14 protein-coding genes are annotated in these 17,981 nt (G+C 60.1%); 10 read left to right on the top strand and 4 right to left on the bottom strand.

Going from position 1 to position 17,981, the window contains the following annotated elements; translation table 11 throughout:
* Positions 1 to 179: 179 nt before the first annotated feature.
* The 3 genes from ABEH28_RS20185 to ABEH28_RS20175 all read left to right on the top strand — a co-directional run bounded on the left by ABEH28_RS20185 (position 180) and on the right by ABEH28_RS20175 (position 3,514).
* Positions 180 to 1,559 carry a DUF2868 domain-containing protein gene (locus ABEH28_RS20185; protein WP_346630903.1) on the top strand — a complete coding sequence of 460 codons (1,380 nt, stop codon included), beginning with the start codon at positions 180 to 182 and terminating at the stop codon, positions 1,557 to 1,559.
* Entirely contained in the window at positions 1,552 to 2,937 is a 1,386-nt protein-coding gene (locus ABEH28_RS20180; protein WP_282373380.1) for a GTPase/DUF3482 domain-containing protein, read from the top strand. The genes ABEH28_RS20185 and ABEH28_RS20180 overlap by 8 nt, the downstream gene beginning before the upstream one ends.
* A gap of 121 nt (positions 2,938 to 3,058) precedes the next feature.
* Positions 3,059 to 3,514, top strand: a complete 456-nt coding sequence (locus tag ABEH28_RS20175) for a YkgJ family cysteine cluster protein (RefSeq protein WP_074890161.1) — start codon at positions 3,059 to 3,061, stop codon at positions 3,512 to 3,514.
* Positions 3,515 to 3,705: 191 nt separating this feature from the next.
* Here the strand turns inward: ABEH28_RS20175 and typA are convergent, their stop codons facing one another.
* Both typA and thiI read right to left on the bottom strand, forming a co-directional pair.
* Positions 3,706 to 5,526: a translational GTPase TypA gene (typA, locus tag ABEH28_RS20170; protein WP_122536774.1), complete on the bottom strand. Its 1,821-nt coding sequence runs from the start codon at positions 5,524 to 5,526 to the stop codon at positions 3,706 to 3,708.
* Positions 5,527 to 5,666: 140 nt separating this feature from the next.
* A complete protein-coding gene (gene thiI, locus ABEH28_RS20165) occupies positions 5,667 to 7,121 on the bottom strand; it encodes a tRNA uracil 4-sulfurtransferase ThiI (protein WP_122624387.1) in 1,455 nt (484 codons plus the stop codon).
* A gap of 332 nt (positions 7,122 to 7,453) precedes the next feature.
* On the opposite strand from thiI, the gene glnA reads away from it, so the two are divergent.
* The 6 genes from glnA (at position 7,454) to ntrC (ending at position 13,753) form a co-directional block, all read left to right on the top strand.
* Positions 7,454 to 8,860, top strand: coding sequence for a glutamate--ammonia ligase (gene glnA / locus ABEH28_RS20160; RefSeq protein ID WP_037018763.1), 1,407 nt, complete (start codon positions 7,454 to 7,456; stop codon positions 8,858 to 8,860).
* A 202-nt stretch (positions 8,861 to 9,062) separates the two neighbouring features.
* Positions 9,063 to 9,629 (top strand): chorismate mutase, encoded by a 567-nt coding sequence (locus ABEH28_RS20155; protein ID WP_346630902.1) that lies wholly within the window; start codon positions 9,063 to 9,065, stop codon positions 9,627 to 9,629.
* A 126-nt stretch (positions 9,630 to 9,755) separates the two neighbouring features.
* On the top strand, positions 9,756 to 10,304 hold the full coding sequence (locus ABEH28_RS20150; RefSeq protein ID WP_346630901.1) for a DUF4124 domain-containing protein: 549 nt from the start codon (positions 9,756 to 9,758) through the stop codon (positions 10,302 to 10,304).
* Positions 10,288 to 10,932: a DUF4124 domain-containing protein gene (locus ABEH28_RS20145; RefSeq protein WP_346630900.1), complete on the top strand. Its 645-nt coding sequence runs from the start codon at positions 10,288 to 10,290 to the stop codon at positions 10,930 to 10,932. Before ABEH28_RS20150 ends, ABEH28_RS20145 begins: the two co-directional genes overlap by 17 nt.
* 302 nt (positions 10,933 to 11,234) lie before the next feature.
* Complete coding sequence (gene glnL / locus ABEH28_RS20140; RefSeq protein WP_074890143.1) at positions 11,235 to 12,320, top strand: nitrogen regulation protein NR(II); 1,086 nt, start codon at positions 11,235 to 11,237, stop codon at positions 12,318 to 12,320.
* Entirely contained in the window at positions 12,317 to 13,753 is a 1,437-nt protein-coding gene (ntrC, locus tag ABEH28_RS20135; protein ID WP_074890141.1) for a nitrogen regulation protein NR(I), read from the top strand. The genes glnL and ntrC overlap by 4 nt, the downstream gene beginning before the upstream one ends.
* Positions 13,754 to 13,860: 107 nt before the next feature.
* Here ntrC and mgrA read toward each other — a convergent pair whose 3' ends face one another.
* Positions 13,861 to 14,898 (bottom strand): L-glyceraldehyde 3-phosphate reductase, encoded by a 1,038-nt coding sequence (mgrA, locus tag ABEH28_RS20130; protein WP_346630899.1) that lies wholly within the window; start codon positions 14,896 to 14,898, stop codon positions 13,861 to 13,863.
* A 238-nt stretch (positions 14,899 to 15,136) separates the two neighbouring features.
* Between mgrA and ABEH28_RS20125 the strand changes: the two genes are divergently transcribed.
* Positions 15,137 to 15,889, top strand: coding sequence for an SDR family oxidoreductase (locus ABEH28_RS20125; RefSeq protein ID WP_282373249.1), 753 nt, complete (start codon positions 15,137 to 15,139; stop codon positions 15,887 to 15,889).
* Between the two features lie 30 nt (positions 15,890 to 15,919).
* Here the strand turns inward: ABEH28_RS20125 and betT are convergent, their stop codons facing one another.
* Positions 15,920 to 17,914, bottom strand: coding sequence for a choline transporter BetT (gene betT / locus ABEH28_RS20120; protein ID WP_346630898.1), 1,995 nt, complete (start codon positions 17,912 to 17,914; stop codon positions 15,920 to 15,922).
* Positions 17,915 to 17,981 lie beyond the last annotated feature (67 nt).

Below are 17,981 nucleotides of genomic sequence, written 5' to 3'. Positions count from 1 at the left end.
CCTATCGCGAGCAAGCTCACTCCTACAATGGCCGCAGATGGCGGAAAATTGCGAACGACGAACCTGTAGGAGTGAGCTTGCTCGCGATGGCGGTTGTCCAAACAACGCGAACCCTTGGCAATGCGCGATCGCAGCCACACCGGTTATGCTCACCCACGACTTTACCGACGAGACGCCGCGTGACTGCACTGACTCCCCTTGATGAACTCTGGCTGACCGAAGCTGTGCGCCTGCGTGAAGAACACGCCGGCGCGCTCGAAGACGAAGAAGCCAATCGCCGCGCTCGCGTCGCTGCGGGCGACCTGCAAACCCGGATCAAACACCGCGCCCTGTGGCTTGCCGAACGCGACGGCATGCGCAAGGCCCTGCACCACTGGAAACAAGGCGCGCGGCTGGCGCTGATCGTGCTGGCGGTGTTCGCGGTGGTCAGCGGCGCCGGACTGGCTTTCGCTGCGTTGGGCGACGGACAGACACCCGTCAATGTGTTCTGGGCGCTGGGCAGCCTGCTCGGACTTAACCTGATTCTGCTGACAAGCTGGGCGATGGGCCTGCTCTTCGTCGGGGAAAGTACCGCTGGCCTCGGTCGCCTCTGGATGTGGCTCAGCGAGAAGCTGGCACGCGATGCCCAGGCCGCGCAGCTCGCGCCGGCGTTGATATTGCTGCTGCAACGCAAGCGTCTGAACCGCTGGGTGCTGGGCATCTGCGTCAATGGCCTGTGGCTGCTCGCCCTGCTCAGCGCCCTGACGCTGCTGCTGTTACTGATGGCGACGCGGCGCTACGGCTTCGTCTGGGAAACGACCATTTTGGGCAGTGACATTTTTGTCAGCCTGACCCGAGGCCTGGGGGCGATTCCGTCGTTGCTGGGTTTCAGCGTGCCGACCGAATCGATGATTCGTGCCAGCGGCGACAACGCCCTCGCCATCGAAAACGCCCGTCAGGCCTGGGCCGGATGGCTGGTCGGCGTGCTGGTGGTGTTCGGTATTGTGCCGCGTTTTCTGCTGACGGTGCTGTGTTACCTGCGTTGGCGCGTGGGTCGACAAGGGTTGGCACTGGATCTGAATCACCCCGGCTTCGTCGAACTGCGCGAGCGCTTGATGCCCAGCAGTGAACGGCTGGGCATCAACGATGCAGCGCCTCCTCAGCTTCACGCGGTAACCTCCGGTCCGTCGGCGAGCGAAAGCCAGGGCGCGCTGCTGGTCGCCATCGAACTGGACAATCAGCAGCCATGGCCGCCCGAGCTTCCCGACAACGTGGTCAACGCCGGCGTTCTCGACTCCCGGGAATCACGGCGCACACTGCTTGACCAACTGACACGCTATCCGCCCGCACGCCTTGCCATTGCCTGCGACCCACGTCGCTCGCCAGACCGCGGCAGCCTGGCGTTGATTGCCGAACTCGCGCGTTGCGCCACCTCCACACGCATCTGGCTGTTGCCGGCCCCCACCGGACAGGCGCTGGACGCCGACCGACTGGAGGATTGGCACACGGCGCTGCAGCAGCTTGAACTGAACTGGACCGACAGTGCGCCAGTGACCTGGCTGGAGAGCGGACATGACTGACAAGGACGCAATTCGACCGCTGAAACTGGCCGTGGTTGGCCACACCAACGTCGGCAAAACCTCGCTGTTGCGCACGCTCACGCGCGATTTCGGCTTCGGCGAAGTCTCCCATCGTCCGAGCACCACCCGGCACGTCGAAGGCGCGCGGCTGTCGGTGGATGGCGAGGCGCTGCTGGAGCTGTACGACACGCCCGGCCTGGAAGACGCCATCGCCCTGCTGGATTATCTCGAGCGGCTGGACAGACCCGGCGAACGGCTCGACGGCCCGGCGCGGCTCGGGCGTTTTCTGGAGGGCAGCGAGGCGCGCCAGCGTTTCGAACAGGAAGCCAAAGTGCTTCGTCAGTTGCTCGCCTCCGACGCCGGCCTGTACGTGATCGACGCGCGAGAGCCGGTGCTCGCCAAATATCGCGACGAGCTGGCGGTGCTCGCCAGTTGCGGCAAACCCTTGCTGCCCGTGCTCAATTTTGTCAGCAGTGCGCAGCAGCGCGAACCGGACTGGCGTGAAGCGCTGGCGCGTCTTGGGCTGCATGCGCTGGTACGCTTCGACAGCGTCGCCCCGCCCGAAGATGGCGAACGCCGTCTGTATGAAAGCCTCGCCCTGCTGCTGGAAACCTCACGGGGAAGACTTGAGCGTCTCATCGCAGACCAACAGGCCCAGCGTGAAGCTCGCAAGCAGAGCGCAGCCAGGTTGATCGCCGAACTGTTGCTGGACTGCGCGGCCTGCCGCCGAAGTGTCGCCACCGATTCCGGTCAGGTCCAGGCGGCGATCGATGACCTGCGCAAGGCCGTGCGCCAGCGCGAACAACGTTGCGTCGAGTCGCTGCTCAAGCTCTACGCCTTTCGTCGCGAAGACGCCTCGGCCAGCGATTTACCGTTGATGGATGGCCGTTGGGGCGATGATCTGTTCAATCCCGAAACCCTGAAATTGCTGGGCGTGCGCGTGGGTGGCGGTATCGCTGCGGGCGCGGCCGCAGGTGCTGGCGTGGATTTGCTGGTTGGCGGCATCACGCTGGGTGCGGCGGCACTGGTCGGCGCGATTGCCGGCGGCGCCCTGCAAACAGCGCGCAGTTATGGCAGCCGGTTGATGGACAAATTCAAGGGGCAGCGCGAACTGACGGTCGACGATGCCGTGCTCCGACTGCTGGCGCTGCGCCAACGGCAACTGCTGCAAGCCTTGGAGGTGCGGGGTCATGCCGCGATAGAGAGCATCAAACTGACGGCCCCTCTCGACAAAACCTGGCGCGAAGGCAAGTTGCCGGAGGCGCTGCATAAGGCGCGAGCGCATCCGCAATGGTCGTCGCTGAATCCGGGGGCGAAGCTGAATCAAAGCGAGCGGCAGGAGCAAGTCGAGGCGTTGGCGAAAACCGTGCTCGTCTGAAATGAGCCACACGACTGATCGGGCGGCAAGCTGCCGACAGTCGCTTCAATCATTTTGCGGTAGGGGAATTGCGCGCGGACCGGTATGATCGCGCGCCCGATACACCCGGAAGCACACGCGCATGAAACCCACCTTGATCGCCGCTGCAGAACTCGACCGCATCGAGACCTGGCAGAAATACTCCAGCTATATGTGCGGGGGCTGCGTTTCCAGCTGCTGCACGCTGCCTGTGGAAGTGAAGATCAAGGACCTGATCCGGATCGGCATCGTTGACGAGTTCGAACAAGGGGATAACCCGAAGAACATCGCCAAGCGGTTGCAGAAGGACGGGATCGTCGAGCGCTTCAACCAGAAGTCCGGGATCTTCACCCTCCAGCGCATGAGCAACAACGACTGCCTGTACCTGGATCGCAAGAGCCGGCTGTGCACGATCTACGACAAGCGCCCCGACACCTGCCGCAATCACCCGAAGATCGGCCCACGCCCGGGTTATTGCGCGTACAAGCCGAAAGAAGTCGTGCGCGAAAGCACCGGCACGCTGAACTCGAACTCCGGCCGTGTGCCGTTGAAGTTCTAAGCCCCTACAGAGTTCGCGCACGCGTTCCCGGCTAAAGCCGGTCCTACCAAAGGCGCGCGGGCTTTAGTGGGACCGGCTTTAGCCGGGAAGGGGCCGGATTGAGCAACATCGACCCGGCCAAACCAAACCCCAGACAAACAAAAACGCCCCCGGCCTTTCGACCGGGGGCGTTTTCGTTCAGCCGGGGCTAGTTACGCCTTGGCTTTCTTGGCAGCACGGGTACGCTCGCCTTCGTCGAGGATCTTCTTGCGAAGACGGATCGACTTAGGGGTGACTTCGCACAGCTCGTCGTCCTGGATGAATTCCAGAGCCTGTTCCAGTGTGAAGCGAACAGGTGGAACCAGAGCGATGGTCTCGTCCTTGCCCGAAGCACGCATGTTATCGAGCTTCTTGCCTTTGGTTGGGTTGACGCCCATGTCGTTGTCGCGGCTGTTCAAGCCAACGATCTGACCGTTGTAGATCTCCTGACCGTGCTCGACGAACAGCTTGCCGCGCGCCTGCAGGGTTTCCAGGGAGTAGGTCAGTGCCTTACCGGTTTCAACCGATACCAGAACGCCGTTCTGACGACCGGACATGTCGCCGGACTTCATGGTGTCGTAGCGGTCGAAGATCGAGGTCAGGATGCCAGCACCGTTGGTCAGGGTCAGGAACTGGTTACGGAAACCAATCAGGCCACGAGCAGGGATGTTGTATTCCAGACGCACACGGCCTTTGCCATCCGGCACCATGTTGGTCAGGTCGCCCTTACGCAGACCCATCTCTTCCATGACCTTGCCCTGGGATTCTTCCGGGGTATCGATGGTCACGTTTTCAAACGGTTCCTGCTTCACGCCGTCTACCTGACGGATGATCACTTCAGGACGACCGACACCCATTTCGAAGCCTTCGCGACGCATGGTTTCGATCAGTACCGACAAGTGCAGCTCACCACGGCCCGAGACCTTGAACTTGTCAGCCGAGTCGCCTTCTTCAACGCGCAGAGCAACGTTGTACAGCAGCTCTTTGTCCAGACGCTCCTTGATGTTACGGGAGGTCACGAACTTGCCTTCTTTACCGCAGAACGGCGAGTCGTTGACCTGGAAGGTCATCGAAACGGTCGGTTCGTCAACGGTCAGCGGCTTCATCGCTTCAACTGCGTCCGGGTGGCACAGAGTGTCGGAGATGAACAGCGAGTCCATACCGCTGATGCAGACGATGTCGCCAGCGGCAGCTTCTTCTACGTCGATGCGGTGCAGACCGTGGTGACCCATCAGTTTCAGGATACGGCCGTTGCGGCGCTTGCCGTCAGCACCGATCGCGACAACCGGGGTGTTCGGCTTGACGCGGCCACGAGCGATACGGCCAACACCGATGACGCCCAGGAAGCTGTTGTAGTCCAGTGCCGAGATTTGCATCTGGAACGGACCGTCACGGTCGACTTTCGGCGCAGGTACGTTGTCGACGATCGACTGGTACAGCGGGGTCATGTCTTCAGCCATGTCGGTGTGATCCAGACCGGCAATGCCGTTCAGGGCCGAGGCGTAGACGACTTTGAAGTCCAGCTGTTCTTCGGTGGCACCGAGGTTGTCGAACAGGTCGAAGATCTGGTCCAGAACCCAGTCCGGACGCGCGCCTGGACGGTCAACCTTGTTGATGCACACGATCGGACGCAGGCCGGCTTCGAAAGCCTTCTTGGTCACGAAACGGGTTTGCGGCATAGGGCCGTCTTGAGCGTCGACCAGCAGCAGAACGGAGTCAACCATCGACATCACGCGCTCTACTTCACCACCGAAGTCGGCGTGGCCCGGGGTGTCAACGATGTTGATGTGGTAGCCATTCCAGTTGATCGCGGTGTTCTTCGCGAGAATGGTAATACCGCGCTCTTTTTCCTGGTCGTTGGAGTCCATCACGCGTTCGTCGTTGAGCTCGTTGCGCTCAAGGGTGCCGGACTGGCGCAGAAGCTTGTCGACGAGGGTAGTTTTACCGTGGTCAACGTGAGCAATGATGGCGATGTTGCGTAGATTTTCGATCACTTGTGTATCTCGATCAGAGGATTCGGTCAGCTGTCTGATTGTAGGCAGCTATGAACGGTGGAGCCGGCGAAAGCCGTTACGGCTGACGACTGGTGTCGGGGGGCCGGTGACGCAAGCCACAGGCAAACAGCCCCGGGCACTTAGCTCGGTCGATAAACGCGCACATTGGCATGCCCCTCACTGAGCAGATGATGAGCATGCAGGCGACTCATGACGCCTTTGTCGCAATAGAGCAGGTACTGGCGCGTGTCATCCAGTTCCTTGAAACGGCTGTTCAATGCAAAGAACGGCAGCGTTTGTACTTCGACGCCAGTCAGCGCCAGCGGGCGGTCTTCTGCTTCATCCGGGTGACGGATGTCGATGACCACTTGCCCCGCCAGCGCCTGACTGACTTCTTCAATCTGAACGTCCTGGCCCAATTCCTCGATCACGCGATCGATCGGTACCAGACGAGCGTTTTCCAGCGCACGTTCGAGCACGGCCATGTCGAACGATTTTTCTTCGTGCTCGACCCGATTGCGCTTGGCGGCGGTCTTCGGATTCACCGAAATCACACCGCAGTATTCGGGCATGTGCCGGGCAAAATCGCCGGTGCCGATCTGATCGGCCAGGTCGATGATGTCCTGCTTGTGACTGGCGATCAGCGGTCGCAGGACCAGCTTCTCCGTTACGCAATCGATGACCGACAGGTTGGGCAGCGTCTGGCTGGACACTTGGGAAATCGCCTCGCCGGTCACCAGCGCGTCGATTTCCAGCCGGTCGGCAATGTTGGTCGCAGCGCGCAACATCATACGCTTCAATACTACGCCCATATGACTGTTATCGACTTTTCCGAGAATTTCTCCCAGAACTTCCTCGAACGGTACGCTCACGAACAGCACCCGCTGAGAGCTGCCGTACTTCTTCCAGATGAAGTGCGCGACTTCCATCACGCCCAGCTCGTGAGCACGTCCGCCCAGATTGAAGAAGCAGAAATGGCTCATCAGGCCGCGACGCATGATCTGGTACGCGGCCACGGTTGAGTCAAAGCCACCGGACATCAGGATCAGGGTCTGTTCAAGCGAACCCAGCGGATAACCGCCGATGCCGTTGTGCTGGCTGTGGATCACGAACAGGCGCTGATCCCGAATCTCGATTCTGACCTCGACTTCCGGGGCTTTCAGCGAAATGCCGGCGGCGTTGCATTCACGACGCAGCTTGCTGCCGACGTACTTCTCGACGTCCATGGAGCTGAAGTCATGATGGCCCGCACGCTTGCAGCGCACCCCGAAAATCTTGCCGGGGAGCGCGTCGCCGAAGTGCAGCTTGCACTTCTCGTAGATGTCTTCCATGTCGCCCAGCGGATACTGGTCAACCTGCAGAAAGTGCGTGATGCCGGGCATGCAGCTGAGCCGCTCGGTCATCTCGCGCAGGACTTTGGCATCCTCGACCCTGGTTTCGACCTCAAGGTTGTCCCACACACCATCCACCACCAACGCCGGGTCCAGATCGCGGAGCACCGTACGGATGTTCTTGGCCAGCTGTTTGATGAAGCGCTTGCGCACAGGCCGGCTTTTGATAGTGATTTCTGGGAAGACTTTGACGATTAATTTCATGAAAACAGCGCGCTAGGTCCCGGTCGAAAAAGGGGGGCGCGGATTATAGCGGAAATTGCTCAAGGTTTAACCAGTTATCGTACGGCCAATCGTCCGCGCACCAAAACGGCCCTGTATACAATTACTTGGCACCATAAGGGTGCGTCGGTTTTCGAATATGCGACGTTTAACGCGGTTAAAGACAGGTATTCCCGCGGAAAACCCAACACAGGGCACTGGCATGCAAATTGCTCCCTTGTGAGGCAGGTTGCCTTGGTCGAGTATCGCGCCCGGCATCACCCAAATTGAAGGGCCAACCACTACTCAGGCCCTAATCCACCCCGGAGGACAACATGTCGAAGTCGGTTCAACTCATCAAAGATCATGACGTAAAGTGGATTGATCTGCGCTTCACGGACACCAAAGGCACTCAGCACCACGTGACCATGCCGGCCCGCGATGCGCTGGAAGACGACTTCTTCGAAGTCGGCAAAATGTTCGACGGTTCCTCCATCTCGGGCTGGAAAGGTATTGAAGCCTCCGACATGATCCTGCTGCCGGACGACGAAACCGCCGTGCTGGATCCGTTCACCGAAGAGCCTACCCTGATCCTGGTTTGCGACATCATCGAACCTTCGACCATGCAAGGTTATGATCGCGACCCACGCGCCATTGCTCACCGCGCCGAGGAATACCTGAAGTCGACCGGTATCGGTGACACTGTATTCGCCGGCCCTGAGCCAGAATTCTTCATCTTCGACGAAGTGAAATTCAAGTCCGACATCTCCGGCTCCATGTTCAAAATCTACTCCGAACAAGGTTCGTGGATGTCCGATGCTGACATCGAAGGCGGTAACAAGGGTCACCGTCCAGGCATCAAAGGCGGCTACTTCCCGGTTCCACCGTTCGACCACGACCACGAAATCCGCACCGCAATGTGCAACGCCCTGGAAGAAATGGGCCAGGTCGTCGAAGTTCACCACCACGAAGTGGCAACCGCAGGCCAGAACGAAATCGGCGTGAAATTCAACACGCTGGTTAAAAAGGCTGACGAAGTTCAGACCCTGAAATACGTCGTGCACAACGTTGCCGACGCTTACGGCCGCACCGCTACCTTCATGCCAAAGCCTCTGTACGGCGATAACGGTTCGGGTATGCACGTTCACATGTCCATCTCCAAAGATGGCAAGAACACCTTCGCAGGCGAAGGTTATGCCGGCCTGTCCGACACCGCTCTGTACTTCATCGGCGGCATCATCAAGCACGGCAAGGCCCTGAACGGCTTTACCAACCCGGCAACCAACTCGTACAAGCGTCTGGTTCCAGGCTTCGAAGCGCCGGTCATGCTGGCCTACTCGGCTCGTAACCGTTCGGCGTCGATCCGTATTCCTTACGTCAACAGCCCTAAGGGCCGTCGTATCGAAGCACGTTTCCCGGACCCGGCAGCCAACCCGTACCTGGCCTTCGCTGCCCTGTTGATGGCTGGCCTGGACGGCATCCAGAACAAGATCCACCCTGGCGATGCGGCTGACAAAAACCTGTACGACCTGCCGCCTGAAGAGGCGAAAGAGATCCCGCAAGTTTGCGGCAGCCTGAAGGAAGCCCTGGAAGAGCTGGACAAAGGTCGTGCGTTCCTGACCAAAGGCGGCGTATTCAGCGACGACTTCATCGACGCTTACATCGCGTTGAAATCCGAAGAAGAAATCAAAGTGCGCACGTTCGTACACCCACTGGAATACGAGCTGTACTACAGCTGCTGATCCAGTCGCGCCGGCGAGAGCCGCGTGAACAAGAGGCCTCCTTCGGGAGGCCTTTTTTGTGCTCGTCTTTCGCCGCGTTACGTACATACATATGTAACGCAGTTGAGATCACCTGTTGAGGCAATATAGTCAGCACTCCGACTTTTCCGAATACGTGCCTCGACGATCGCGAGCCAGATTACTCATGCGAGAACACACCCTTATGCCCAAGCTGATTCAGATCACCTTCTTCGCGCTGGCCGTGTTTGCGCCAGGCCTTTATGCAGCGAACACTCAGCAGCCTCCCGCACAGCTTCAACTGCTCATCGCGGCCATCGAGCAACGCTTGGAAATCGCCAATGACGTGGCGCGCAGCAAATGGCACAGCGGCAAGCCGGTTCAGGACAGTGAGCGCGAGCGCCAGGTGATTGAGAACGCCGAGTCACGGGCGAGTGAATTCAAGCTGGGCGCCGACGACGTACGCGATTTCATGACCGCCCAGATGGAAGCCAACAAAATGGTGCAATACGCGCGCCTCGAACAGTGGCGCGAAACCGGCCACTCTCCGGAGAAGCCAGACGTCAACCTGACCGATGGCATCCGCGGTCGGCTGGATACGCTGCTGCCGGTGTTGATGCAAAGTTACTCGGCGTTTCAGCCTTACCGCAGCGATGCCAAATGCGCTGGCTGGGTGCAGTCGGAAATCCAGCGACAGGCAAGTGATCCCGTCATTGAGACCGCGCTGCAACGGGCGGGAGGCGACCTCTGCCGGACCACACCAAGCCCGTGAGCGGGTGCGCAGGTCCGCTTCTCGAATGACACCGTCGATCAGTATTCCTCTATGCTGATCCATGCCGCGTCATGGATTTAGCGCGGCACCATTGTTGGTTGTCCTGATCGCTGCACTGGAGTGTTCATGCGTCAATGTCTTGCCCTTCTGTTGCTGGTATTTGCGCTGCCCGCTGCCGCGCAGATCTACAAATACACCGATGCCTCCGGCAATACGGCGTACAGCAACCAGCCGCCGAACGGGACCAAAGCCGAAACCGTCGAGCTGCCGCCACTCAACAGTGTCGAGACCGTCGTCCCTGCACCGCCGCCGCCACTGCCCGCCACGCAGAACCAAAACCAAAACCAAAACCAAAACCGGGACCAGCAAAGCGCCGCTGCCTATCAGGTGCTCGCGCTGAAAGACCTACCCCAAGACGAAGCGCTTCGTGCCAATAACGGCTCGTTCACCGTTGGCGTGGCCATAGAACCCCGTTTGCAGCCCGGGCACCTGTTGCAGTTAGTGGTGGACGGCGCACCCTATGGCCAGCCCACCAATATTCCGCGGCTACAGGTCATGGAGCTTGATCGGGGCGAACACAGCTTTTCGGTTCAGGTGCTGGAAAATCAGCGTTCGATCCAGCAAAGCGAGACGGTCAATCTGACAGTGCAGCGAGTCCATGTCGGCCGGCCTTAAATTCGTCTGCCAGTTGGCCGTCGCTCTGTGCCTGCTGTTCAGCGTGAGCCAGGCCGTTTTGGCGGAGGTGTATACCTACGTCGATGCAGACGGCAATCGGGTCTTCACCGATCAGCCTCACCGCAATGCGAAGAAGGTCGACATAGCGCCGACCAACCGGGTCGATCAGCCCACGAAGGCGCCCAGTCGGGCATCCACACCGAAGCCAGCGGCGAGACCCATCTTCCATTATCAGTTGCTGCGGATTCTGGCGCCGGAACCCGACAGCACGATCCGCGACATTGAAGGCAATCTGAATGTCACCGTCAGCAATGATCCCGAGTTGCAGCCGGATCACTTGTACAGGTTACTGCTTGACAGCAAACCCTACGGCGAGCCGACGCGCAGCCCGGTTTTCCCGCTGACGAACATCGACCGTGGCACTCACCAGCTGTCCGTAGAGATCATTGATCAGTACGGGCGAGTGCTGGAGCGAACCCCCAATCAACCCTTTCACCTCATCCGCATCTCTCTGGCCCAGAAGCGGCTCGCACAGCCCTGTAAAAACGATGATTACGGTGTGCGCCCCGAATGCCCTATCAAGGACAAGCCGGAAGAAGAATCGAGTTTCTTTTCGTTCTTCCGCTAAACCCTGCCCGACCGCCTATGCTCTATTCTGGTGCACAACCTGAACGAGCTTTCGCGTAAAAAGCCCATTTTGGTTCAGCGTTCAGAAATCCATGCACTGTCGCCGGGCCTGCCGTCCAAAAAACGTTCGTAATTACTCAATCCGCGCTTCTTTTCGGAGCCTTGGTTTGGTTTTTGCATTTTGTAATGAATGCGCGAGCACACCACACGTTCTAGCGGTTCCATACGCTGGCAAAGACCAATCAGAGCCTGCACTCACGGCCCAGCCCGAGTGCATAGAGCCAAAAGAGGTCACCGGGATTCATGACTATCAGCGATGCGTTGCATCGGTTGTTACTCGACAACCTGACCACTGCCACGATTCTGCTCAACTCGGACCTGCGCCTCGAGTACATGAATCCTGCCGCTGAAATGCTGCTGGCCATCAGTGGTCAACGTAGCCACGGCCAATTCATCAGCGAGCTGTTCACTGAATCTGCCGAAGCGCTCAGTTCGCTTCGTCAGGCGGTGGAACAGGCGCACCCGTTCACGAAACGTGAAGCGATGCTGACCGCCCTCACCGGCCAGACGTTGACGGTCGATTACGCCGTCACCCCGATTCTTTCCCAGGCCGAGACCATGCTGCTGCTGGAAGTCCACCCCCGTGATCGCTTGCTGCGGATCACCAAGGAAGAGGCTCAGTTGTCCAAGCAGGAGACCACCAAAATGCTGGTGCGTGGCCTGGCCCATGAAATCAAGAACCCCCTTGGCGGGATTCGCGGCGCCGCGCAGTTGCTGGCACGCGAGCTGCCGGAGGAGAGCCTCAAGGACTACACCAACGTCATCATCGAAGAAGCCGACCGCCTGCGTAATCTGGTCGACCGCATGCTGGGCTCGAACAAGCTGCCGATGCTGGCGATGACCAACGTGCATGAAGTGCTCGAGCGCGTGTGCAGCCTGGTCGAAGCCGAAAGCCAGGGATGCATCACCATCGTGCGCGACTACGACCCGAGCATTCCCGATGTGCTGATTGACCGCGAGCAGATGATTCAGGCCGTGCTCAATATCGTGCGCAACGCCATGCAGGCCATCAGCAGCCAGAACGAGCTGCGTCTGGGCCGCATCAGCCTGCGCACCCGCGCCATGCGCCAGTTCACCATCGGCCATGTGCGCCATCGTCTGGTCAGCAAGATCGAAATCATCGACAACGGCCCCGGCATTCCGCCGGAGCTGCAAGAAACCATTTTTTACCCCATGGTCAGCGGCCGCCCGGATGGCACCGGGCTGGGCCTTGCCATTACCCAGAACATCATCAGTCAGCACCAGGGGCTGATCGAGTGTGATAGCCACCCTGGCCATACAACATTCTCGATCTTCCTGCCGCTGGAACAAGGAGCAGCGTCGACATGAGCCGTAGTGAAACTGTCTGGATCGTCGATGACGACCGTTCCATCCGCTGGGTACTGGAGAAAGCCCTGCAGCAAGAGGGCATGACCACGCAGAGTTTCGACAGCGCCGATGGCGTGATGAGCCGCCTGGCCCGTCAGCAACCGGACGTGATCATTTCCGACATCCGCATGCCCGGCGCCAGCGGCCTGGACTTGCTGGCGCGCATTCGCGAACAGCATCCACGCCTGCCGGTCATCATCATGACCGCTCACTCGGACCTCGACAGCGCCGTGGCGTCCTATCAGGGCGGTGCGTTCGAGTACCTGCCAAAGCCGTTCGACGTTGACGAAGCCGTTTCGCTGGTCAAACGCGCCAATCAGCACGCTCAGGAGCAGCAGGGCCTGGCCGTTCCGCCAACCTTGACCCGCACCCCGGAAATCATCGGCGAAGCGCCGGCGATGCAGGAGGTGTTTCGCGCCATCGGCCGCTTGAGCCACTCCAACATCACCGTGCTGATCAACGGCGAGTCCGGGACCGGTAAAGAGCTGGTTGCCCACGCCCTGCACCGCCACAGCCCACGCTCGGCTTCGCCGTTCATTGCGCTGAACATGGCAGCGATTCCGAAAGACTTGATGGAGTCCGAGCTGTTCGGCCACGAAAAAGGCGCATTCACCGGCGCGGCGAACCTGCGTCGTGGGCGTTTCGAGCAAGCCGACGGCGGCACCCTGTTTCTCGATGAAATCGGCGACATGCCAGCCGATACCCAGACCCGGCTGCTACGCGTCTTGGCTGACGGCGAGTTCTACCGCGTTGGCGGCCACGTGCCGGTTAAAGTCGATGTGCGCATTATTGCGGCGACGCACCAGAATCTGGAAACCCTGGTCCAGGCCGGCAAGTTCCGCGAAGACTTGTTCCACCGCCTGAACGTGATCCGCATTCACATCCCGCGCATGTCCGACCGTCGCGAAGACATTCCGACGCTGGCGCGCCACTTCCTCAGCCGCGCTGCGCAGGAACTGGCGGTTGAGCCCAAGCTGCTGAAGGCGGAAACCGAGGAATACCTCAAGCACCTGCCGTGGCCGGGCAACGTCCGTCAGCTGGAAAACACCTGTCGCTGGATCACGGTGATGGCGTCGGGCCGCGAAGTGCATGTCAGCGATCTGCCACCTGAACTGCTGAGTCTGCCCCAGGACGCTGCCCCGGTGACCAACTGGGAACAAGCGCTGCGCCAATGGGCCGATCAGGCGCTGGCCCGCGGTCAATCCAGCCTGCTGGACAGTGCCGTGCCGACGTTCGAACGCATCATGATCGAGACCGCGCTCAAGCACACCGCCGGCCGTCGTCGCGACGCCGCCGTGCTGCTGGGCTGGGGCCGCAATACCTTGACCCGCAAGATCAAGGAGTTGGGCATGAAGATCGATGGCGGGGATGACGACGAGGGTGACGAGGGCTAATCCCTGCGATAGGCAGCAGCGCCTGCCTGCGATGGCGTCAGTTGAAAGACGGATTCGCCGCAGGCAGGACGCCATCGCGGGCAAGAGCGCCCACGATGGCTGCGGGTTTACTCAGCCGAAGATGGCTTCTCCCACAGATTAATTCCGCCTTCCACCGCAAACCGGTCGATCTCGGCCAGTTCTTCCTGACTGAACTGAAGATTGTCGAGGGCCCCGACGTTCTCGATGATCTGCTCCGGACGGCTTGCACCGATCAGTGCGGACGTGACGCGCGGATCGCGCAGTGTCCAGGCCAGTGCCATCTGCGCCAGGCTCTGACCGCGACGCTTGGCGATCTCGTTCAGCGCACGCACGTGCTCGATGTTCTGCTCCGATAAATGCGCCGCCTGTAGCGACCCGCCACCGGGACGGTTGACCCGTGCGTCTTTTGGAATGCCGTTCAGGTATTTGTCCGACAGCAGCCCCTGGGCCAGCGCGGTGAATGCAATGACGCCCGAGCCGAGTTCTTCGGTGGTGTCCAGCAGGTCTTTTTCCACCCAGCGATTGAGCAGGTTATAGGCCGGCTGATGAATCAGCAGCGGCACTTTCCACTCTTTCAGCAGGCCTGCGATTTCGCGGGTTTTGGCGCCCGAATACGACGAAATCCCGATATACAGCGCTTTGCCCTGCTGCACAGCGGTGGCCAGTGCGCTCGCGGTTTCTTCCAGCGGGGTATCAGGGTCGAAGCGGTGGGAATAGAAAATATCGACGTAGTCCAGGCCCATGCGCTGCAGGCTCTGATCGAGGCTGGCGAGCACGTATTTGCGCGATCCGCCGCCCTGACCGTAAGGCCCTGGCCACATGTCCCAGCCGGCTTTGCTGGAGATAATCAGTTCGTCGCGGTATTGCTTGAAGTCTTCCTTGAGCAGGCGACCGAAGTTGATTTCGGCACTGCCGTACGGCGGGCCATAGTTATTGGCGAGGTCGAAGTGGTTGATACCCAGATCGAAGGCCGTGCGCAGCATCGCACGCTGGGTGTCGATCGGCGTGCTGTCACCGAAGTTGTGCCACAGACCCATGGAGAGCGCTGGCAGCACCAGCCCACTGCGGCCTACACGGCGATAGGGAATGCGTTCATAACGGTTTTCGGCAGCGATGTAAGTCATCCAGTCCTCTCTTTCTTGTATGGAAGTCAGTCACAAAACGAACCTGCGAGATTACTCGGATTTCTCTGCGGCGAGGGGGTTCAAGAGAGTGGACGAACGCTACGCTCCAGCGCTGAAGGAAAGCGACGGCCACTGCATTGTTCGCTGCAGCAGAACAATGAAGGCGTTTCTGCGGCGTTTATCAACGCGGTCTGCCATGTGAAGCTGCACTCACTTTCAAATGAATCGGAGCCTCACCATGACGCAGTCCACTCCACACATCCCCCGTCCGGTCGCCATCGTCACCGGCGCCTCCCGTGGTATCGGCGCGGAAATCGCCCGGCGCTTGAGCCACGACGGTTTCGCGGTGGTCGTGAATTACGCCAGCAGCGCGGCAGAAGCGGACGCCCTGGTTGCGCAGCTCAAAGACGAGGGCGGTCAGGCCATCGCGATGAAAGCCGACGTTGCCCAGGCTGACGAGGTCCGCGAGTTGTTCGAGCAAACGGAAGCGAAGCTGGGCAAGGTCAATGTGCTGGTCAATAACGCCGGCGTCATGAAGGCACTGCCGCTGGCAGACACCAGCGATGAGCAATTCGATCAGGCGTTCAACATCAACACCCGAGGCACCTTCAACACGTTGCGCGAGGCCAGCGCGCGGATGAACGACGGCGGTCGCATCATCAACTTCTCCACCACTGCGCTGGCGCTGAACCTGCCGGGCTATGCCATCTATAACGCGACCAAGGCGGCCGTCGAAGCCTTCACCCATGTATTTGCCAAGGAGCTGCGCGGGCGGAATATCACGGTGAATGCCGTCGCGCCGGGGCCGGTGGCGACCGAGCTGTTCCTGCAAGGCAAAACCGAGGAGCAAATCCAGCACTTTGCCAACATGCCGCCGTTGCAGCGCCTGGGGCAGCCGGAAGATATCGCCAGCGTCGTGTCCTTTCTAGCCGGCCCGGATTCAGGCTGGGTGAATGGGCAGGTGCTGCGGGCCAATGGTGGCTTGGCTTAGGTAGAAATCGAAGGTGTAAAAGCAAGCGCCTTAACGCACCAGGTGCAGGAACTGCAGGTGGCGCTCGTACTGGTCGAGGATGTCGTTGATGACCTGTTCCTTTGTGTAGCCCACCAGGTCGTAGTCCTGACTGCCCTCGCTCAAGTGCACTTCGGCGCGGTAATAACGGCGGTTGTTCAGCTGTTTGGAGCCCATGCCGCCGCGTGCGAAGGACGGTGTGAAATAGCCACTCATGGTCACCTGGTACACAAACGGACGCTCTTCACCGTGGCCGATTTCCAGGCCCACCGTGTCGTTGGCCGGATCCGGCTGAGTCACGACGGTCAGGCCCTTCTCGACGAACACTGCCGTCACTTCTTCAATCGCCGGGCGTACGGTCTGGTCGAGGAAGCGGTAAACCTCATCACGGGACGGGAACGCCACGGCCTGAGTCAGACGCTGACGCCAGCCGCCACGCCGGGATCCGGAGACCGGTGCCAGTGAATACAGCTGAGCGATCTGGCGCTGGGACTCCATGTAGAACGCCTTGTGCAGCCCCCACATCATCAGCAGCAGAATCAGCGAGAACGGCAACGAAGTCAGTACCACCGCCGACTTCAGCGCATCGATGCTGCCCGAGAACAGCAAGCCGCTGGTGATCAGCGCCGTCATCACGCCCCAGAACACACGCAGCCATTTCGGGCCATCTTCGTCCGGGCTGCCGCCTTTGGCAGAAAGCGTCGACAGCACCACGGTGCCGGAGTCGGCCGAAGTCACGAAGAACACGAAGCTGATGAACACCGTCACGGCAATGACCGTCCGGCTCCATGGGTACGTCTGCAGCATCAGGTAAAGGGTCATCGACGGATCGTCGATAGCCGATTGGCCCAACGCAGCCATGCCGTGGTTCAGCACCAGGTCGATGGCGCTGTTACCGAAAATCGACATCCACGCGAGGGTGAAGCCCAGCGGGATCAGCAGCACGCCGCAGACGAATTCACGAATGGTGCGACCACGGGAGATACGCGCGATGAACAGACCCACGAACGGCGACCAGGCAATCCACCACGCCCAATAGAACACGGTCCAGCCACCCAGCCAGTCGCTCGGGCCATCGTACGCATAGACGTCGAAGCTCTTGACCGGCAACGCGCCGAGGTAATCGCCGATGTTCTGCACCAGCGTATTGAGCAGGTGCTGCGTGGGTCCGGCAAACAACACGAACAGCAGCAGCGCGCAGGCCAGCAGCATGTTGATGTCGGACATGACGCGCACGCCTTTGTCGACGCCCGCAATGGCCACCAGGATTGCCGCGCCCATCATCAGAGTGATTAAACCGACCTGAATCCATTGGGTGTGCGGCACGTTGAACAGGTAGTCCAGCCCGGAATTCAGGTGCAGTACACCAAACCCCATGTCGGCGCCGAGGCCGAAGATGGTGGCGATGATGCCGAAACCGTCGACTGCGTAACCGATCGGGCCGTTGATGCGCTTGCCGATCAACGGATACAGCGCCGAACGCAACGCCAGCGGCAGGTTATGGCGATAGGCGAAGTAGGCCAGCGCCATACCGACGAAGGCGAAAACGCCCCACCCGTGCAGGCCCCAATGCAGAAACAGCAGCTGCATGGCCTGACGGGCCGATTGGGTGGTCCCGCCCTCACCCTGCGGCGGCTGCAGCATGTGGGTCAGCGGCTCGGATACGCAGAAGAAGAACAGCGTGATGCTGATCCCGGCGGCGAACAGCATGCCGGCCCAGGATAGATAGCTGAATTCGGGTTCGTCGTGGTCGGCGCCGAGCTTGATCTTGCCGTAGCCGGACAGTGCAGTGACCACAACGAACAGCAGATACAGGGTCATGGCCAGCATGTAGTACCAGCCAACGGTGTTGGCGGCCCAGTTCTGCGCGGCGAGCAACCAGGCCCCTGAGGCTTCCGGGAAGCCGATCACGACCAGTCCGAAGATCAGGATGAAGCTGGCAGCGAAGTAGAAAACAGGGCCATTCATGCGAACAGGCGAGCTGTTCGAAGCGCTTGAATTATTCATATGAATACCGCCGCGCGGGCGAGGGGATCGATCATGGAACGTAGATGCGGCAAAGGTAGGCCTCCTG

The sequence above is a fragment of the Pseudomonas sp. Ps21-P2 genome, assembly GCF_039672565.1.
Classification (GTDB): domain Bacteria; phylum Pseudomonadota; class Gammaproteobacteria; order Pseudomonadales; family Pseudomonadaceae; genus Aquipseudomonas.
The sequence above is the reverse complement of the archived record's forward strand: the minus strand, read 5'-3'. Positions and strand labels throughout refer to the sequence as shown.

Bases quoted from the DNA above. Each gene is read 5' to 3' on its own strand.
- glnL (WP_074890143.1), top strand. From the start codon at position 11,235: ATGACTATCAGCGATGCGTTGCATCGGTTGTTACTCGACAACCTGACC.
- ABEH28_RS20155 (WP_346630902.1), top strand. From the start codon at position 9,063: ATGCCCAAGCTGATTCAGATCACCTTCTTCGCGCTGGCCGTGTTTGCG.
- thiI (WP_122624387.1), bottom strand. From the start codon at position 7,121: ATGAAATTAATCGTCAAAGTCTTCCCAGAAATCACTATCAAAAGCCGG.
- mgrA (WP_346630899.1), bottom strand. From the start codon at position 14,898: ATGACTTACATCGCTGCCGAAAACCGTTATGAACGCATTCCCTATCGC.
- ABEH28_RS20125 (WP_282373249.1), top strand. From the start codon at position 15,137: ATGACGCAGTCCACTCCACACATCCCCCGTCCGGTCGCCATCGTCACC.
- ABEH28_RS20145 (WP_346630900.1), top strand. From the start codon at position 10,288: ATGTCGGCCGGCCTTAAATTCGTCTGCCAGTTGGCCGTCGCTCTGTGC.
- ABEH28_RS20175 (WP_074890161.1), top strand. From the start codon at position 3,059: ATGAAACCCACCTTGATCGCCGCTGCAGAACTCGACCGCATCGAGACC.
- ABEH28_RS20150 (WP_346630901.1), top strand. From the start codon at position 9,756: ATGCGTCAATGTCTTGCCCTTCTGTTGCTGGTATTTGCGCTGCCCGCT.
- ntrC (WP_074890141.1), top strand. From the start codon at position 12,317: ATGAGCCGTAGTGAAACTGTCTGGATCGTCGATGACGACCGTTCCATC.
- ABEH28_RS20180 (WP_282373380.1), top strand. From the start codon at position 1,552: ATGACTGACAAGGACGCAATTCGACCGCTGAAACTGGCCGTGGTTGGC.
- betT (WP_346630898.1), bottom strand. From the start codon at position 17,914: ATGAATAATTCAAGCGCTTCGAACAGCTCGCCTGTTCGCATGAATGGC.
- glnA (WP_037018763.1), top strand. From the start codon at position 7,454: ATGTCGAAGTCGGTTCAACTCATCAAAGATCATGACGTAAAGTGGATT.